Genomic DNA, 18,471 nt, shown 5'->3' with positions numbered 1-18,471 from the left:
GTTCTTATAACCCATATATTACTGAAGCTTAACTTATTTTTTTTGAGTATCGGTACATAAATCAGTCAATGCATAATTATCAGCGACGAAGATTTTCAGCAGCCGATTTGAGTTGCTCAACAAATTCCTCTAATGGGATGCGCGAACCTAATTTTCCGTCTTTACCAGGTAAAGCAATACAAACGTTTTCACGCCCATCTTCCCGGTCAAGCAACAGTAAAAACTGATCACCGATATGCAGCTCTGCTACTAAATGCTCATATTCCGGTTCGCTTAAAACAATCGTGTGCCAATCAGGTTTTTTCATTATTACCTCGGTTCAAGAAAGCCCGTAAATTTTCCATTCTGATCAAACCTTGCTCCTCTACCATCTGGACTTTCATGCACATCGGTCCCGCCATGTCGCGACTCACCAGCACCTATAATGGCATCGTGTCAGCTCCATTATTTACTAGGAATTTTATCCACTCTGGTACCTGACGGAGCCAGAGTGGATTTTTAGGTAATCAATAGAGGTTGTTGTTTTATCGCTAATCGATCATGACAATTAGGTCGGCAGAACCTTCCTCAAATGCTTTGAATGAATCTCGGAAGTGTAAGTGGTCTGAAGGGCTAATAGATCCATTATTTTTTCGGCGTACAGCCTCTTGGAGCAAACGCACAAGCTCGTTGAGTTCGGCTGCGCTTGCAACTATAGACGCTTCAGATAGCTCTATTAATTCGCTCGAATTTTTACCATACCCATATATCTTCATTGTATTTCCTCGCAGTCTGAAGGTCTGGTCATGCATTGGCCGTCATATGGGTTTTGTACGCAATATTCATTCATGATTTGCCCCATGAGCGCGAGGGCGCCCCGCAACTCAGAGCGTCGTTGATTCGGCCTTTCTGGATTGAGAGGCTGAGTTGGTCGGGGTCTTTGGGAGGCTCGACGGGCTCTGGTTTGGCTTTTTCGCAGAGCCCGCTGGCATTATTGAAAATCTGGCCCGTTGGGCAATACTCACCTGTCCAGCTCATCAGAATGGATTGGTTGCATTCTTCTGCAGTACAGTTGGCGAAGCGGAATAAACATTTCGCCATGTAGAGGTCGACTTTTGGCTCCGGCCGGCTTACCGAACCAATGCCGAGATATTCATATTCTTGTTTCGTACTAAACGCCTGGCAAAGTGCAGTGGCAGATGCATTGGGTGGCACAATATTCCCAATACTCCATTCCCTATCACCCGCAACCGCAAGAACACTACAGCTGACCAATAGAGCGGCCAGTATTGCTTTCATCCATGTAAATCGCACTGTTTCCATCCTTGGTGTGTATTGCAACAAGGATTATATACAGGTTGAGTTGCTTCAGCGGGAGAGTGCCTGGCGGGATTTTTACGTGATCTGTGGCGGTGTTCACTGCTTGCAAGTATGCAATGTGGCAACCGACCCAGCGTCAAAGTCGCCGCGAATTCAGGCTTTGCTGCCGCGTTGCGGCAGATCGCGGGGCAAGCCCGCTCCCACAACAATGGATGACCATACTTTTCGTACAAAAACCTAGTAAAAAAGCCGCGGCTCCGGCGAGTCCAGCAAGCTGACCAGCTTGGTCAGAGCAAAGCCCAACTCCGCGCGGCTTGGCGTCATCAGTGCGATACGCACGCCGCAGGTGGCAGCGCTGCGCTCCGGAAGGAACTGACTGCCACTGACCACGGTGACGCCATTGTTGCGCGCAAGGTTGGCAAATTCGTCGCTGGTCCACGGCTCGGGCAACTCCAGCCAAAGATGGAAACTGTTGGGCTGGCTGCGGACCTTGTACTTACCCAGGATCTCGCGGGCCATTTGCTGGCGCGCGGCCGCTTCGTCCTGCTGCACCTGCACCAGTTGGTCGGCCATGCCGCTGTTGATCAGGTTGCTGGCCAGTTGCGCCATCAACGGCGAGGGCATCCAGACGCTGCTGCGCACCATCGACGAGAGCCGCGAAAGGGTTTGGGGCGGGGCATAGAGGTAACCGATCCGCAGCGCGGGGAGCACGCTTTTGGACAAGCTGGTCAGGTACACCGAGCGCTCTGGGGCATAGGCCGCCAACGGTTTGTAATCAGGGGCCGGTTCAAGGAAGCCATAGATATCGTCATCGACGATGAACAGGTCGAACTCGCGGGCGATCTCGGCGATGGCTTCACGGCGTGCGTGGGGCATGATCGAGTTGGTCGGGTTCTGGTGGGTGGTCACGCACACCAGCAGGGAAGGGCGGTGCTCCAGGCACGCCGCGCGCAAGGCCTCGGGAATTAAACCGTGCTCGTCCATGGCCACGCCGCGCAGGCGGCGCCCCATGCTGTGCGCCAGGGAAATGATGCCCGGGTAGCAGAATGACTCGCACAGGATGACGTCATCGTTCTTGGACAAACTGCTGATGGCCACCAGCAGCCCGTGTTGGGCGCCCGAGGTCAGCACCACCTGCTGCCAGTTCGCTTCGGGTAGCCAGCGTTGAATCCAGGCCGCACCGGCCTGCTTGTGCGTCGCGTGACCACCCTCGGTGACGTAATCGAGCACCTGGGCCAGGTCGGGAGATGCTGCCAGTTCGTTTATTGCCCCGCGCAACCAGTCGGTCATGTGCGCGTCATTGGGTTTGATGATCGAAAGGTCGATCTGGCCACCCTCGCGCTCGGCTGGCGCAGGCATGGGGCGTGCTGCCGAGGCTGGCGCATGCGCCGGGCGTTGCTGCAACACAAAGGTGCCGCGGCCGACCTCGCCCACCACCAGGCCCCGTTTGGCGGCTTCGTCATAGGCGCGCCCAATGGTGCCAGGCGTCACGTTCAATGATTCGGCCAAGTCCTTGAGGGTCGGCAGGCGATCGCCAGCGGTCAGTCGGCCGCTGCCGATGTCCTGTTCAAGGGCGTCGGCGATCATCAGATAGACCGGCTGCGCCAGGTCGCTGTAGTGAGGAACCCACATAGAAATGGCACCAAAGGCTGCAAGAACGCGGAAGCCTAGCACGAAAGGTCTGATAGGAGTAATTGTGTTTTCTTGTAGGCAAATTACATCGATTGAGCTGGCTTTTGCCGGCCAGATGAGCGACTGAAGGTCCTTCAGCTTCGGCAGCGCTCGGCGAACTGCTTCAGGGAATTCAGTGGTTTTTCCAGAAATCTTTTGAAATCAATAACTTGATTGAATCGATGCAATCGATGTTCTCACGGCATGCTGAAATAAATTGAGTCGATTCTATTTTTGTAATTACAATGATTGAGTCGATGCAATTTGCGGGGTGCCGCCCTGGCTCCACTTATCTCATCGCACAGCTGTGAACGGCTTCAAAAAAAGACAACGTCTGCCGCCTCTGCCCGGCTAAGCACGACACCGAATGGCCTCAAGCTAGCTCAATGGAATATCACTCGAAATGGAAAGCGCACACCTGCAACAAGGAGCCGAGCCTCAGACTTCACTGGAGATCCGCCTGCCTTGGGTAACCTCAAGTGCCTGGCAAACCTTGCTGAACAATACCCCCCTCGATTTTGAAACCAGCAAAGAGCTCTACCCTCAGCTCAAGGATCAGGCGCAGGAGGTGCTGGGCAACGCACTGTGCCAGCAGATTCGTGGTTTCGTCGAAGACCCGCAACTGACCAGCATGATCGTGCGCAATTGCCCACGCGACCGTGACGTACCTCCTACGCCGTACTCGGGTGTGCTCAGCCCGCGCAGCACGCCGATTGCCTGCCTGGTCAGCCTGACCATGCAGAGCCTGATGGGCATCAACCCGATCGTTTATGAGGGGGAGAACGACGGCCGGCTGTTCCGCCATGTCATTCCGGCACGCACTTCATCCAGCCACAAGAGCTCCCACGGTTCGCGGCTGCGTTTTTCCTACCACGTCGACAACCCCGACCTGCCGCTGTCATCCGAACCACTCGGCACGGCCTCCTGCTGCCCGGAATACCTGTCGTTCTTTGGCATGCGCTGCGACCCGCGCATCAGCACAACGCTGGTCAACCTCGATGCGGTTGTGGCGGCGCTGCCGTCGGCCACCGTGCGTGAGCTTTGCCTGCCACAGTTCGAAATCCGCCGCCCCGACTCGTTTACCGCCAATCGGCGATGCACCGCCGAGTTGCCCGTGCTGGCTCATGGCAATGCCGGCGAGTGGTTGTGCCGTTTCGACAGCGAGAACACCCACGGCCTGAACCTGCGTGCTGAGCAAGCCCTGGCCAGCTTGCGCGGTGTGCTGGAGACCCGCCGCTTCGACGAGCCACACCTGCTGCTGCCGGGCGACTTCATGATTTTCAAGAATCAGCGTGTGTTGCATGCCCGTGATGGCTTCGAGCCGCAGAACGACGGTGCCGACCGCTGGCTGTTGCGCCTGTTCGCGGTCAACGACCTGAACCGAGTGCATTTCGCCCGTGCGGACCACCTCTACGAAGTGCGCTCCTGATCTTTCTCAACGACTCGATGGAAGTAACGATATGGAACTGTTAGGCGCTTTCTGGGCGGAACACTGGCTGCTGGCGATCCTGATGCTGGGGGCGATCGCGTTCATTGCAGGCTTCGTCGACAGCATTGCCGGTGGCGGCGGGTTGTTCCTGGTCCCTGGGTTTCTGTTAGTGGGCATGCCGCCTCAGGTGGCTCTCGGGCAAGAAAAACTGGTGAGCACACTCGGCACGCTGGCTGCCATCCGCAACTTTCTGGCCAACAGCAAGATGGTTTGGAAGGTGGCGCTGGTCGGGGTGCCGTTCTCGTTGCTCGGTGCTTATCTGGGGGCGCACCTGATCGTGTCGATCTCCCAGGAGACCGTGGGCAAGATCATCCTGGCGCTGATCCCGTTCGGCATCCTGATCTTCCTCACCCCCAAAGACCGACCGGTCGAGGAGCGCGAGCTGTCTGCGCGCACGCTCTACACCGTGGTGCCGTTGACCTGCCTGACCATCGGCTTCTATGACGGCTTCTTCGGCCCAGGCACCGGCAGCATGTTCATCATCGCTTTCCATTACCTGCTGCGCATGGACCTGGTCTCCAGCTCGGCAAACTCCAAGACCTTCAACTTCGCCTCCAACATCGGCGCGCTGGTGGCGTTCATCATGGCCGGCAAGGTTGTGTACCTGCTGGCCCTGCCACTGGTGGCCTGCAACATTCTCGGCAACCACATGGGCAGTGCCCTGGCCTTGCGCAAAGGCAACGACGTGGTGCGCAAAGTGTTGGTGTTCTCGATGCTGTGCCTGTTCACCAGCCTGGGCGTGAAGTACCTGGTTTGACCTACCTACTCGGAGATAACTGATGAAAACCGCATTCGTAACCGGCGCCTCCTCGGGGTTTGGCCGAGCCATCTGCCGTACGTTGATTGCCAAGGGCTACCGCGTGATTGGTGGCGCCCGGCGCATGGACAAACTGCAGGCGCTGGAGGGTGAGCTGGGGGTCAACTTCATCCCCTTGGCGTTGGATGTCACCGACCCTGCGTCGCTTGAAACGGCTGTCGAGCAGATTCGTGATGCCTCGCTGCAAATCGATCTGTTGGTCAACAACGCCGGGCTGGCGCTTGGGGTCGATCGCGCCCAGGCCAGCAGCGCCGAGAATTGGCAGCGGATGATCGATACAAACATCACCGGGCTGGCCATGGTCACCCACAAGATCCTGCCGCAGATGGTGGAAGCAGACAGCGGGATGATCATCAACATCGGCTCGATTGCCGGCACCTATCCCTATCCAGGCGGCAACGTGTATGGCGCCAGCAAGGCATTCGTGCGCCAGTTCAGCCTCAACTTGCGTGCCGACCTGGCCGGTACCCGCGTGCGGGTGAGCAATATCGAGCCGGGCCTGTGCTCGGGCACCGACTTTTCGGTGGTGCGCCTGAAGGGCGACCTGGACGCGGTGGAGGCGCTGTACCGCGACGTGGAAGCCATCCTGCCGGAGGATATCGCGGCTACGGTGGCGTGGATCGCCGAGCAGCCCGCGCATGTGAATATCAACACCCTCGAAATCATGCCGGTGGCGCAGAGCAGTGCGGCGCTGAATGTGGTGCGTAATCTGCCCAGGCCGTTGGGCGCTGCTTGATTGCCCCATTGTGCTTGTCGTGAGAGGGAAGCGCGCAAGGCGTTCGCCGCAACATTTTCGGCGCCTATGAGATCGAGCGCCGCCCGCGCGGCGCTTCGCAGCACAAGGCTGCTCCCACATCTGTTTCGGGCCAGTTATGCCTGATGCATTGGCGCGCGGCCCCTTGGCGCCCGCCTCGATATCGCGTCGTACAAACAAGGCGGTCGCGCGCAAATGCCACAGGCCTCATTGGCCCGAAACAGATGTGGGAGCGGGCTTGCCCCGCGAAGCGCCGCGCGGGCGGCGCTCGATCTCACAGGCGCTGAAGATGTTGAGAGGAGCACCCCCTGTCATAGCACCTTCCCGATTCTTGACTAGTCTTACCTATCGGCGGCCATCAAAAACCCGCCACCGTGACTACCAAGAGGCGCCGGCCATGTTCCGTGCGTCCACCACCTGATCAGGAGTGCACGATGGACCTCAACCGTCGGCAGTTCTTCAAGGTCGCCGCTGTCGGCCTTGGAGGCTCGAGCCTGGCGGCGTTGGGCATGGCCCCGACGCCGGCCTTCGCCGAGCAGGTGCGTCACTTCAAGCTGGCGCACACCAAAGAGACCCGCAACACCTGCCCCTACTGCTCAGTCGGCTGCGGCCTGATCATGTACAGCCAGGGTGATGCGGGCAAGAACGTCAAACAGAACATCATCCATATCGAAGGTGACGCCGACCACCCGGTCAACCGCGGCACCCTGTGCCCAAAAGGCGCGGGCCTTCTGGACTTTATCCACAGCCCAAGCCGCCTGCAGTACCCCGAGGTGCGCAAGCCGGGCAGCAAGGAGTGGGTGCGGGTGGAGTGGGACGAGGCGCTCGACCGCGTCGCCGACCTGATGAAGCAGGACCGCGATGCCAACTTCATCGAGAAGAACGCCCAGGGGCAAACCGTCAACCGCTGGCTTACCACCGGTTTTCTCGCCGCCTCAGCCGCCTCCAGCGAGGCCGGCTACCTGACCCACAAGGTTGTTCGTGCAACAGGCATGCTGGGGTTCGATAACCAAGCACGTGTCTGACATGGCCCGACGGTGGCAAGTCTTGCCCCGACGTACGGCCGTGGTGCCATGACCAACCACTGGTCCGATATCGCCAACGCGAATCTGGTCCTGGTGATGGGGGGCAACGCAGCAGAAGCGCATCCGTGCGGCTTCAAGTGGGTGACCGAAGCCAAGGCGCACAACAAGGCGCGGCTGATTGTGGTCGACCCGCGGTTTACCCGTACCGCCTCGGTGGCGGACTACTACGCGCCCATCCGCACCGGCAGCGACATCGCCTTCATGGGCGGGCTGATCAATTACCTGCTGAGCACCGACAAGATCCAGCACGAGTACGTGCGCAACTACACCGACGTGTCGTTCATCGTCAAAGAAGGCTATGGCTTTGAGGACGGGCTGTTCAGCGGCTACGACGCGGCCAAGCGCGTGTACGCCGACAAGTCCGGTTGGGGCTACGAGCTGGGTGAGGACGGCTTTGCCAATGTCGACCCGACCTTGCAGCACCCGCGTTGCGTGTTCCAGCTGATGAAACAGCACTACAGCCGCTACACCCCGGAGCTGGCCAGCATGACCTGTGGCATGCCGCAGGACGCCATGATGAAAATCTGGGAAGAGATCGCCACCTGCTCGGTACCGGGCAAGACCATGACGATTCTCTACGCACTGGGCTGGACCCAGCACTCGATCGGCGCGCAGATCATCCGCAGTGCGGCGATGGTGCAGCTGTTGCTGGGTAACGTCGGCATGCCGGGTGGTGGGGTCAACGCCTTGCGTGGGCACTCCAATATCCAAGGCCTGACCGACCTCGGCCTGCTGTCCAACTCGCTGCCGGGTTACCTGACCCTGGCCGGTGATGCCGAGCAAGACTACGCCGCGTTCATCGACAAGCGTGCCTCCAAGCCGCTGCGCCCTGGGCAGCTGTCCTACTGGCAGAATTACGGCAAGTTCCACGTCAGCCTGATGAAGGCCTGGTATGGCGCCAATGCCACGGCGGAAAACAACTGGGGCTACGACTGGCTACCCAAGCTCGATGTGCCGGCCTACGACGTGCTGCGCATGTTCGAGATGATGGGCCAGGGCAAGGTCAACGGCTACATCTGCCAAGGCTTCAACCCGATTGCCGCGTTGCCGGACAAGAACCGTGTCACCGCCGCGCTAGGCAAGCTCAAGTGGCTGGTGATCATGGACCCGCTGGCCACCGAAACCTCGGAGTTCTGGCGTAATGCCGGGCCGTTCAACGACGTCGACACGGCCAATATCCAGACCGAAGTGATCCGCCTGCCCACCACTTGTTTTGCCGAGGAGGACGGCTCGCTGGTCAACAGCAGCCGCTGGCTGCAATGGCACTGGAAAGGTGCCGACGGCCCGGGCCAGACCCGCACCGATGTGCACATCATGAGCGAGCTGTTCTTGCGCCTGCGCCAACGCTACCAGGCTGAGGGCGGCGCTTACCCCGATGCGCTGATGAACATCAGCTGGCCGTACAAGGTCCCTGAAGAGCCGTCCCCTGAGGAGCTGGCCAAGGAAATGAACGGCTGGGCGGTAACCGACGTCACCGACCCGACCGGCGCGGTGCTCAAGGGCGGGCAACAGTTGTCGGGCTTCGGCCAGCTCAAGGACGACGGCAGTACCGCTTCGGGTTGCTGGATTTTCGCCGGCTGCTGGACCGAGCAAGGCAACCAGATGGCACGCCGCGACAACAGCGACCCGTACGGCATGCACCAGGTGCAGAACTGGGCCTGGGCGTGGCCGGCCAACCGCCGCATCCTCTACAACCGTGCCTCCAGCGACCCGCAAGGCAAGCCATGGGACCCAGAGAAAAAACGCCTGGTGTGGTGGAACGGCAAAGCCTGGACCGGTACCGATGTGCCCGACTTCAAGGTCGACTCGCCACCGGAAGCCGGGATGAACCCGTTCATCATGAACCCCGAGGGCGTGGCGCGGTTCTTTGCGATCGACAAGATGGCCGAAGGCCCGTTCCCCGAGCACTACGAGCCGTTCGAAACGCCGATCGGCATCAACCCGCTGCACCCGCAGAACAAGAAGGCCACCAGCAACCCGGCCGGGCGCATCTTCGATTCGGTGTGGGACAGCCTCGGCACCCATGATGAATTCCCTTACGCGGCGACCACCTACCGGCTGACCGAGCACTTCCACTTCTGGAGCAAGCATTGCCGGCTCAACGCGATCGCCCAGCCCGAGCAGTTCGTCGAGATCGGCGAGGTGCTGGCGAACGAGAAGGGCATCAAGGCAGGTGACCGGGTGCGGGTGTCTAGCAAGCGCGGGCATATCGACGCGGTGGCGGTGGTGACCAAGCGGATTCGCCCGCTGCAGGTCAACAACCAGACCGTGCACCAGATCGGCATCCCGTTGCACTGGGGCTTCACCGGGGCAACCCGGCACGGCTACCTCACCAACACCCTGGTGCCGTTCCTGGGTGATGGCAACACCCAGACGCCGGAGTCCAAGTCGTTCCTCGTCAAAGTGGAGAAACTCTGATGGCCAGCCAAGACATCATCGCCCGCTCGGCCACCACCACCGTACCGCCTTCGGTACGCCAGCAGGAGGAAGTCGCCAAGCTGATCGATACCACCAAGTGCATCGGCTGCAAGGCCTGCCAGGTGGCCTGTTCGGAGTGGAACGAGCTGCGTGACGAGGTTGGCCACAACCACGGCACCTACGACAACCCCCAGGACCTCAAGGCCGAGACCTGGACCCTGATGCGCTTCACCGAGCACGAGCGCGACGACGGCAACCTGGAGTGGCTGATCCGCAAGGATGGCTGCATGCACTGCGCCGACCCCGGTTGCCTGAAAGCCTGCCCGAGCCCGGGGGCGATCATCAAGCACGCCAACGGTATCGTCGATTTCAACCAGGACCACTGCATCGGTTGCGGCTACTGCATCACCGGCTGCCCGTTCAACATCCCGCGCATATCGCAGAAGGACCACAAGGCATACAAGTGCACGCTGTGTTCCGACCGGGTCAGCGTGGGGCTGGAGCCGGCCTGCGTGAAAACCTGCCCGACCGGGGCGATCGTTTTCGGCAGCAAGGACGAGATGAAGGTGCATGCCGCCGAGCGCATCGTCGACCTCAAGTCACGTGGCTACGACAACGCCGGGCTGTACGACCCGGACGGCGTCGGCGGCACCCACGTGATGTACGTGCTGCACCATGCCGACACCCCTCGGCTGTACGCCGGCCTGCCGGACCAGCCGGTGATCAGCCCGCTGGTAGGTTTGTGGAAGGGCTTCACCAAGCCGCTGGCGCTGCTGGCCATGGGCGCGGCGGTGCTGGCAGGGTTCTTTCACTATGTGCGGGTTGGCCCGCAGCGGGTCGAAGAGGACGAGCACCCCACGCCGCCTGATGACAGCGTGCACCAGGTGGACCCTGCGGTGCATGTGTACGATCCGAAGCAGCCCGGTGGGCAAGGGGAGCAACGGCCATGAACCACAACAAGCCTATCCTGCGTTACAACGCCAACGAGCGGACCAACCACTGGATTGTCGCCATTCTGTTTTTCATGGCCGGGCTGTCTGGGCTGGCGCTGTTCCATCCGGCCCTGTTCTGGCTAAGCCACCTGTTCGGCGGTGGGCCGTGGACACGCATCCTGCACCCGTTCATGGGCGTGGCCATGTTCGTGTTCTTCCTCGGCCTGGTGGTGCGTTTCTGGCGCGCCAACTTCATCACCGCCAACGACCGCCTGTGGCTGCGCCGCATCGACCGGGTGATGGTCAACCGTGAAGACGGCGTGCCGCCCATTGGCAAGTACAACGCCGGGCAGAAGCTGCTGTTCTGGACGCTGCTGCTGTGCATGCTGGTGCTGTTGCTGAGCGGTGTGGTCATCTGGCGCGCGTACTTCAGCCATTTCTTCGATATCGGCTCCATTCGCCTGGCTACCTTGCTGCATGCGCTGGCGGGTTTTGTGCTCATCCTTAGCATCATTGTGCACATCTACGCCGGTATCTGGATCAAGGGCTCCATTGGCGCCATGCTGCATGGCTGGGTCAGCCGCGCCTGGGCCCGCAAACATCATGAGCTGTGGTACCGCGAGGTGACCGGCGACAAGCCCCCGGGTGATCACGGACGTAAAGAAGGATGAGTACATGAGTACGATACTCGTACCCGGGCAGATCGAGGCCTCGGCGGTGGCGCCACCCTTTTTGCACCTGCCACCCAAGGGCTTGTTCGCCCTGCGTGCCGAGCGGCTGGAGCTACTCGCTGAAGATAATGCCCTTGGCGATTACCTGTGGCTGATCGCGCGGCTGTGCCACATCCAGCAGTGGCTTGTGGATAACCCGCCTGGTGCTTTGCCTGTGGCCGAAGACCGCCAGCGCCTGTGCATAAGTCATGGGCTGCCGCCGCTGGCAGCCGACAGCCTGGTGCGCGAAGGGCCGTGGCTGGTCTGGCTGCAGGCGTTGCTCGATCAGTTCGGTGAAGTGGCCACGGGGCCGTTGGCTGAAGCGCTGCAGGCACTGCGCAACAGTGACGACGGCCGGCGCAAGGGCTGGGGCATCGCGTTGCTGGCAGGGCAGTTCGATGCCGTGCCGGCCGCGTTTGTGCCGTTTCTGGGCGCGGCGCTGCAAGCCGCCTGGTCCTATTGGCTGCTGGCGCTGCCGGCTTGCGAACTCAAGCCGGCTGGCAGCCTGGCCCAGTGCCCGGCCTGCGGGTCGCCGGCGTTGGCCGGTGTGGTGCGTAACCGTGGCAAGCATAACGGCCTGCGTTACCTGGCCTGCTCGTTGTGTGCCTGCGAGTGGCATGTGGTGCGGGTCAAGTGTGTGTACTGCGAGTCGAGCAAGGACCTGCGCTATACCAGCTTGGAGGATGATCGCCATGCGCCGGGCAAGGCACCGTTGCAGGCCGAGTGTTGCCCGGGGTGCAACACCTACCTGAAGCAGCATTATCTGGAGAACGATGCCGCTGCCGAGCCGCTGGCTGATGACCTGGCCAGCCTGGCGCTGGATATCCGGCTGGATGAGGAAGGGTTTCATCGCCTGGCGCCAAACCTGCTGCTGGCGCCGGGCGGCGGGTGAGTGTCTACACTGCAAGATCGAGTCGCGCCCTTCGCGGGGCAAGCCCGCTCCCACAGGTACTTCGCTGTATTCGGAACCAGCAAGTTCTCTGTGGGAGCGGGCTTGCCCCGCGAAAGGGCCAGAACAGACAACGGATCAGCTGAAGGTAGTACCTGATGTCTTCAAGCCTCGCCAACGACACCCCACGCCTGCCTTCCATCGACACCCTCCTGCGTCACCAGGCCTGCCTCCCGCTGATCGACCGCCACGGCCGCGACGCTGTACTCGCCACCCTGCGCCAACTGCTCGATGACCTGCGCGAGCCCGCCCATCTGGGCCAACTCAGCGCTGCCGAGTTGGCCGCAGAGGTACTGCTCGGCCGCACTGGCGAGCGCCTGGCTACCCAGCAACGCAGCCAGGTCCGCCGGGTGTTCAACCTCACCGGCACCGTGCTGCACACCAACCTCGGCCGCGCCCTGTTGCCGGAAGAGGCCATCGACGCCATGCAGACCGCCGCCCGTTACCCGCTCAACCTGGAGTTCGACCTGGCCACCGGCAAGCGCGGCGACCGTGACGACCTGATCGAAGGCCTGATCCGCGAATTGACCGGTGCCGAAGCCGTTACCGTGGTCAACAACAATGCCGCAGCGGTGCTGTTGGCGCTGAACAGCCTGGGGGCGCGCAAGGAGGGCATCATCTCCCGAGGCGAGCTGATCGAGATCGGCGGGGCCTTTCGTATCCCCGACATCATGGCCCGTGCAGGCGTACGGCTGCACGAGATCGGGACCACCAACCGCACCCATGCGCGCGACTACGAGGCCGCCATCGGCCCGCGCACCGGCCTGCTGATGCGCGTGCACTGCAGCAACTACAGCATCCAGGGCTTCACGACCCAGGTGCCTACCGCCGAGCTGGCGCGCATTGCCCATCACCATGAACTGCCGCTGCTCGAAGACCTGGGCAGCGGCAGTTTGCTTGACCTTACCCGCTGGGGCCTGCCCGCCGAACCGACCGTGCGCCAGGCACTGGCAGATGGCGCCGATATCGTCACCTTCAGCGGCGACAAGCTGCTTGGCGGGCCACAAGCCGGGATCATCGTCGGGCGCAAGGACCTGATCGCCAAGATCAAGAAGAACCCCCTCAAACGTGCGCTGCGCGTCGACAAGATCACCCTCGCCGCCCTTGAAGCGGTGCTGGCGCTGTACCGCAACCCGGACCGGCTGGCCGAGCGCCTGCCCAGCCTGCGCCTGCTGACCCGCAGCCAGGCCGAGATCCAGGCCCAGGCCGAGCGCCTGGCGCCCGAACTCAAAGCCCGCCTCGATGGGCAATGGGCGGTCAGTGTGGAGCCGGCACTGGGCATGATCGGCAGCGGCAGCCAGCCGGTGGCGCGCCTGCCCAGCGCCGCGCTGTGCCTGCGCCCGCAGGTGTCGAAGAAGCTGCGCGGGCGCAGCCTGCATGTGCTGGAGCGCGCCTTGCGCGAGTTACCGGTGCCGGTGCTGGGGCGTATCGACGACGATGCGCTGTGGCTCGACCTGCGCCAGTTGGACGATGAAGCCCAGTGGCTGGCGCAGCTGCCTGCCCTGCAACTGGGGCCGGTGCAGTGATCGTCGGTACCGCTGGCCATATCGACCACGGCAAGACGGCGCTGCTGCAGGCCTTGACCGGGCAGGCTGGCGACCACCGTCAGGAAGAACGCGAGCGCGGCATGACCATCGACCTCGGCTATCGCTATGCCGCACTGGCCGAAGGTGCGCCACTGACGGGCTTCATCGATGTGCCGGGCCATGAGCGCTTTATCCACAACATGCTGGCAGGGGCGCACGGCATCGACCTGGTGTTGCTGGTGGTGGCTGCGGACGACGGCGTCATGCCGCAAACCCGCGAGCACTTGGCGATCATCGAGTTGCTGGGCATTCCTCAGGCGTTAGTGGCGGTCAGCAAATGCGACCGGGTAGCGCCGGCTCGCCTGGCCGAAGTGCACGCGCAGATCGCCGCGCTGCTGGCGCCGGGGCCGTATGTGGGGGCCTCGCAGTTTGCCCTGTCGAGCATCACGGGCGAGGGTGTGGAGGCATTGCGCCAGGCACTGCTGCAGGCGCAAGGGCGGGTGCGGCAGCGCAGTGTGCGCGGCGGTTTTCGCCTGGCCATCGACCGCGCCTTCGCGGTGTCTGGCGCCGGCGTGGTGGTCACCGGCACGGCATTGGCCGGCCAGGTCAGTGCGGGCGACACCCTGTTGTTGGGCAAGGCTGGCAAACCCGTGCGGGTGCGCGGCCTGCATGCCCAGAGCCAGGCCGCGCTGATGGCCGAAGCGGGCCAGCGGGTGGCGCTGAACATCGCTGCCGAACGGTTGGCCGTCGAACAGGTGCACCGGGGTGACTGGCTGGTGCCCGAATGGCTGCACGCACCCAGCGTTCGGATCGATATCGAGCTGACGTTGCTGGCGGGAGAAACCCGCCCGTTCGAGCACTTCAGCGCTGTGCACGTCCACCTCGGCACTCAGGATGTGACCGCCCGCGTGGCGCTGCTCGAAGGTGAGGCACTGCTGGCCGGCCAGCGCATGTTTGCCCAGTTGCTACTCAACGCGCCGCTGCAGGCCGTGCATGGCGACCGGCTGGTGCTGCGCGACCAGCGCGCCCAGCGCACGCTGGGGGGCGGGTGGGTGCTTGACCCGTTTGCGCCCAGTCGGCAGCGTCGCAGCGAGGCGCGGCTGCGCCAGTTGCAGGTGCTGCGTGATGCCGAGGGCCTGGAGCAAGCGTTACCCGCCTTGCTGGATGCCGCGCCCGCAGGGCTCGACCCACAGCGGCTGGAGCGGCAGTTCAACCGCCTGCGTGCGAGCTGGCAGTTGCCCGCGAATGTTCTGGTGATTGCCACGCGCCAGGGGCCGCTGCTATTTGCCCGTGCGACGTGGGGGGTGTTGAAGCAGCAGGTGCTGGAGCAACTGGCACTGTTTCATCAGCAGGAGCCCGACCAGCTCGGCCCGGACCGCGACCGTTTACGGCGCTTTGCTGCCTTGCCGCTGGAGCGTCCGGCGTTTGTCAGCCTGCTGGATGAATTGCTTGATGAGGGGCAGGTTGCCAGCAGCGGCCCGTGGTTGCACCTGCCCGATCACAAGGTGCAATTGAGTGAGGCCGATAACGCGCTATGGGCGCGGTTGGAACCCCGCTTGCTGGAAGGGCAGTACGACCCGCCGTGGGTGCGGACGCTGGCCAGTGAATTGGGCTGCGCCGAAACGGATGTGCGCTTGCTGATGCGCAAGCTGGCCAGGCTGGGCCTGGTGCACCAGGTGGTGCGGGACCTGTTCTACCCGGCAGCGACGGTACAGCGCATGGCCGCGCTGCTGCTTGGCCAGGTGAGTGAAGCGCCGGTAGTGCAGGTGGCTGCGTTTCGCGATATGTTGGGCATCGGTCGCAAGCGCAGTGTGCAGATTCTTGAGTATTTCGACCGCATCGGCCTGACCCGCCGGGTGGCCGACCAGCGTTACATCCGCGCCGACAGCGCCCTGGCCCAGCAGCAGGCCAGGCACTGAGTTCAAGGAAGGCAATCGCGCCCGGTGGCGCGGCCGGGCTTCAAACCCGGTTGGGGACGGCAGCCGTTCCCGGGCAGGTTCGACTCCCGCTGCCTTCCGCCATTAACGTCTCCCTTTAGGGCCTCTTCGCGGGTAAACCCGCTCCCACAGGGGCTTTACAGTTCTTGAGACGTGAGCAGTACCTGTAGGAGCGGGTTTACCCGCGAAGAGGCCCGAAAGCGCGACGCTTAAGCCCGCTCTCCACACAGATCCAGCGCAAACCACTGCTCAGCAGCTTCTGCACCCAACCCAGCCCCCAGCAGCGCAAACAGTTTGCCCAGCGCTGCCTCACGGGTCATGCCGCCGCCACTGACCAGGCCAGCGCCACGCAGGCGGTTACCCGCCGCATAGGTATCGAACACCACCGACCCTTCCGGGCACTGGCTGATCGCAACCAGCACAACACCCCGCTGACGCGCCGCTTGCAGTACGTCCAGCAATGCCTGGTCATCCGAGGGCCCTGTGCCGCTGCCGTAGCACTCCAGCAGCAAACCTTGCACGCCGCTGTCGAGCACTGCCCGCAGATGCCCGGCCTGCAAGCCAGGGAACACCGGCATCACCGCCAGGTTGACCGGCTGGCGCGGGTGCTGGTAGCCAAGCTCGGCGGGCAGGGTGGTGGCACGCTCACCGTCGCGATGGCGCGGCAGCGCGGCAAAGGCATCGAAGGCCTCGCTGCGCAGTTTCGAGGCCCGGCAGCCGTGCAGCAACTGCCCGTGGAAGTACAGCTGCACGCCGTCTTCCAGGCCTTGTTCGAACTGGCGCAGGGCGCCGCACAGGTTGTCCCAGGCATCGCTGCCCGGTGCACCGGCCGGCAACATCGAGCCGGTCAACAGCACCGGCACCGGCAAGCCAAGCAGCAGGAACGACAACGCCGCGGCGCTGTGAGCCAAGGTGTCGGTGCCATGCAGGACCAGCACCGCATCATGGCCGGCAACGTCCACCGCCTCGACGATGGCATCGCGCATGGCCAGCCAGTTGTGCTGCTGCATGTTGGCGCTGTCGAGCAGCGGGTTCATTTCCTGCAGCGTCCAATGCAACTGGGGTGCATCGGCCATCTGGGCGAAATGCTCGCGCATCCGCGCCTCAAAACCACCCGCTGGCGCCAGGCCTTCTGGGGTTTCGAGCATGCCGATGGTGCCGCCGGTGTAGAGGACGAGAAGATTCTTTACTGCGCGCATGGAGATCATCCGAGGCGGTAAGCGGAGAAAGAAAAGCCGCCCGCAGGTGGGGCGGCTGGGCAGGGCAGGATATCAGCGCTGAAGCTGGGCTTGGCCCACGGCTTTGTCAGCGGCTGTTTCGGCCTGCGTATTGGAAGGCCAGGCATTGCGGTCCAGGTCCAGGTCGGCAAACTTGGCCGAATCGAACACTGGCTGCTTGATGCCAGCCTTGCGCTGATCATCGTAGTCGCGCATCACCCGCAGGCCGACCTTGAACAGCAGGGCCAGGGCGATCAGGTTGACGAAGGCCAGGCAGGTCATGGTGATGTCGGCGAAGGCGAACACGGTCGACAGGTCCTGCATCGAACCCCACACCACCAGCGCCAGCACCAGGCCGCGGAACAGCATCAGCACGGCACGGTTGCGGGTCAGGAACTGCAGGCTGTTTTCGCCCAAGTAGTAGTTGTAGAGGATGCAGGTGAAGACGAACAGCGACAGCGCGACGCTGACGAACAGGCGCCCCCAGTCACCGACCACGGCGGCCAGCGAGTTTTGGGTCAGGACGATGCCGTCACCTTCGAAGCCTGGGGTGTAGAAGCCCGACAGCAGGATCAGCAGCGCGGTGCAGGTACAGATCACGAAGGTGTCGAGGAATACGCTGAACGCCTGGACCACGCCTTGCGCGCCCGGGTGCTTCACGGCCGCCACGGCAGCGACGTTGGGCGCACTGCCCAGGCCCGCTTCGTTCGCGAATACGCCACGCTTCACGCCCATGACGATGGCACTGCCCAGCAGGCCGCCGAACGCAGGGTCGAGGCCGAAGGCGCTCTTGAAGATGGTTTCCAGCATGGCTGGCACGTGCTCGATCTGGGTGCCGATCACGTACAGCGTCACGCCGATGTAGGCCAGCGTCTTGACCGGTACCAACAGGTCAGACACGGCGGCGATGCGCTTGATGCCACCGAGGAAGGTGATGGCCAGCAGCACGGCCAGGACGATACCGGTGTGCTTAGGATCGAAGGCAAAGGCGTTCTGCAGCGAGTGGGTCACGGTGTACGACTGCAGGCCAATGAAGGCGAAGCCGTAGGTGACCAGCAGCAGGATCGAGAAAACGATGGCCATGTTCTTGCGCTTCAGGCCGTGCTGGATGTAGTAGGCCGGGCCACCACGGTACAGGCCGTCACCGTCTGCGCGTTTGTAGACCTGGGCCAGCGTGCATTCGAAGAAGCTGCTGGACATGCCCACCAGCGCGGTGACCCACATCCAGAAGACCGCGCCTGGGCCGCCGAGGGTCACGGCAATGCCAACACCGGCGATGTTACCGGCGCCAACGCGGCCGGCGAGGCTCAGCATCAGGGCCTGGAAGGAGCTCAGCTGGCCTGCCTGGCCACGCAGCGATTCCTTGAACACACCGAACATGTGCGCAAAATGGCGGAACTGGACGAACCGCGAGCGGATGGTGAAGTAACCGCCGAGACCGACGATCAACACGATGAGGAGTTTCCCTGAAAGGAAATCGTTGAGTACTTCGAGCATTAAAATGACCTCGATTCTTATTCTTCGTGTGGAATGACCAGCGGACGGCAGGCGCACCGCTATCGTTGGGGCGCATGTTTGGCTATGACAAGAGTGGTTACAATTTCGCGGGTTGCTCTGACTTGATGCGACTTGATGCTAAACTTGCGCCATTCGCGTCACCTGGATTC

14 protein-coding genes and 1 tRNA gene are annotated in these 18,471 nt (G+C 62.3%); 10 read left to right on the top strand and 5 right to left on the bottom strand.

Annotation, left to right across the window (positions count from 1 at the left end; translation table 11 throughout):
* Positions 1-79: 79 nt before the first annotated feature.
* From AC5PZ0_RS24150 to AC5PZ0_RS24140, 3 genes are all read right to left on the bottom strand, one after another.
* A complete protein-coding gene (locus AC5PZ0_RS24150) occupies positions 80-307 on the bottom strand; it encodes a hypothetical protein (protein WP_493855884.1) in 228 nt (75 codons plus the stop codon).
* Between the two features lie 518 nt (positions 308-825).
* Entirely contained in the window at positions 826-1,278 is a 453-nt protein-coding gene (locus tag AC5PZ0_RS24145) for a hypothetical protein (protein ID WP_493855883.1), read from the bottom strand.
* 258 nt (positions 1,279-1,536) lie between these two features.
* Positions 1,537-2,931, bottom strand: coding sequence for an aminotransferase-like domain-containing protein (locus AC5PZ0_RS24140; protein WP_493855882.1), 1,395 nt, complete (start codon positions 2,929-2,931; stop codon positions 1,537-1,539).
* A gap of 442 nt (positions 2,932-3,373) precedes the next feature.
* Here AC5PZ0_RS24140 and AC5PZ0_RS24135 point away from each other — a divergent pair, with 442 nt between their 5' ends.
* From AC5PZ0_RS24135 to AC5PZ0_RS24090, 10 genes are all read left to right on the top strand, one after another.
* The gene (locus AC5PZ0_RS24135; RefSeq protein WP_099452747.1) at positions 3,374-4,399 is read left to right on the top strand and encodes a TauD/TfdA family dioxygenase; all 1,026 of its coding nucleotides are present in this window, start codon (positions 3,374-3,376) and stop codon (positions 4,397-4,399) included.
* A 31-nt stretch (positions 4,400-4,430) separates the two neighbouring features.
* Positions 4,431-5,216, top strand: coding sequence for a sulfite exporter TauE/SafE family protein (locus AC5PZ0_RS24130; RefSeq protein ID WP_099452748.1), 786 nt, complete (start codon positions 4,431-4,433; stop codon positions 5,214-5,216).
* Between the two features lie 22 nt (positions 5,217-5,238).
* Positions 5,239-6,012, top strand: a complete 774-nt coding sequence (locus AC5PZ0_RS24125) for an SDR family NAD(P)-dependent oxidoreductase (protein ID WP_027594882.1) — start codon at positions 5,239-5,241, stop codon at positions 6,010-6,012.
* Positions 6,013-6,464: 452 nt separating this feature from the next.
* Positions 6,465-9,533 (top strand): formate dehydrogenase-N subunit alpha, encoded by a 3,069-nt coding sequence (gene fdnG / locus AC5PZ0_RS24120; protein WP_155951438.1) that lies wholly within the window; start codon positions 6,465-6,467, stop codon positions 9,531-9,533.
* Positions 9,533-10,483, top strand: a complete 951-nt coding sequence (gene fdxH, locus AC5PZ0_RS24115; RefSeq protein ID WP_493855881.1) for a formate dehydrogenase subunit beta — start codon at positions 9,533-9,535, stop codon at positions 10,481-10,483. The genes fdnG and fdxH overlap by 1 nt, the downstream gene beginning before the upstream one ends.
* Positions 10,480-11,136, top strand: a complete 657-nt coding sequence (locus AC5PZ0_RS24110) for a formate dehydrogenase subunit gamma (protein ID WP_099428202.1) — start codon at positions 10,480-10,482, stop codon at positions 11,134-11,136. Before fdxH ends, AC5PZ0_RS24110 begins: the two co-directional genes overlap by 4 nt.
* Before the next feature lie 4 nt (positions 11,137-11,140).
* Positions 11,141-12,067, top strand: coding sequence for a formate dehydrogenase accessory protein FdhE (gene fdhE, locus AC5PZ0_RS24105; protein WP_493855880.1), 927 nt, complete (start codon positions 11,141-11,143; stop codon positions 12,065-12,067).
* Positions 12,068-12,222: 155 nt separating this feature from the next.
* Positions 12,223-13,650, top strand: coding sequence for an L-seryl-tRNA(Sec) selenium transferase (selA, locus tag AC5PZ0_RS24100; RefSeq protein ID WP_454242592.1), 1,428 nt, complete (start codon positions 12,223-12,225; stop codon positions 13,648-13,650).
* Positions 13,647-15,569, top strand: a complete 1,923-nt coding sequence (gene selB, locus AC5PZ0_RS24095; RefSeq protein WP_493855879.1) for a selenocysteine-specific translation elongation factor — start codon at positions 13,647-13,649, stop codon at positions 15,567-15,569. The genes selA and selB overlap by 4 nt, the downstream gene beginning before the upstream one ends.
* Before the next feature lie 6 nt (positions 15,570-15,575).
* A tRNA-Sec gene (locus AC5PZ0_RS24090) sits at positions 15,576-15,671 on the top strand.
* 125 nt (positions 15,672-15,796) lie between these two features.
* Here AC5PZ0_RS24090 and AC5PZ0_RS24085 read toward each other — a convergent pair.
* Complete coding sequence (locus AC5PZ0_RS24085; protein ID WP_099428205.1) at positions 15,797-16,786, bottom strand: asparaginase; 990 nt, start codon at positions 16,784-16,786, stop codon at positions 15,797-15,799.
* Positions 16,787-16,858: 72 nt separating this feature from the next.
* Positions 16,859-18,301 carry an alanine/glycine:cation symporter family protein gene (locus AC5PZ0_RS24080; protein ID WP_493855878.1) on the bottom strand — a complete coding sequence of 481 codons (1,443 nt, stop codon included), beginning with the start codon at positions 18,299-18,301 and terminating at the stop codon, positions 16,859-16,861.
* Positions 18,302-18,471 lie beyond the last annotated feature (170 nt).

It is taken from the genome of Pseudomonas sp. 5.2 (assembly GCF_059025405.1).
This window is presented reverse-complemented; position numbering and strand designations above follow the sequence as displayed.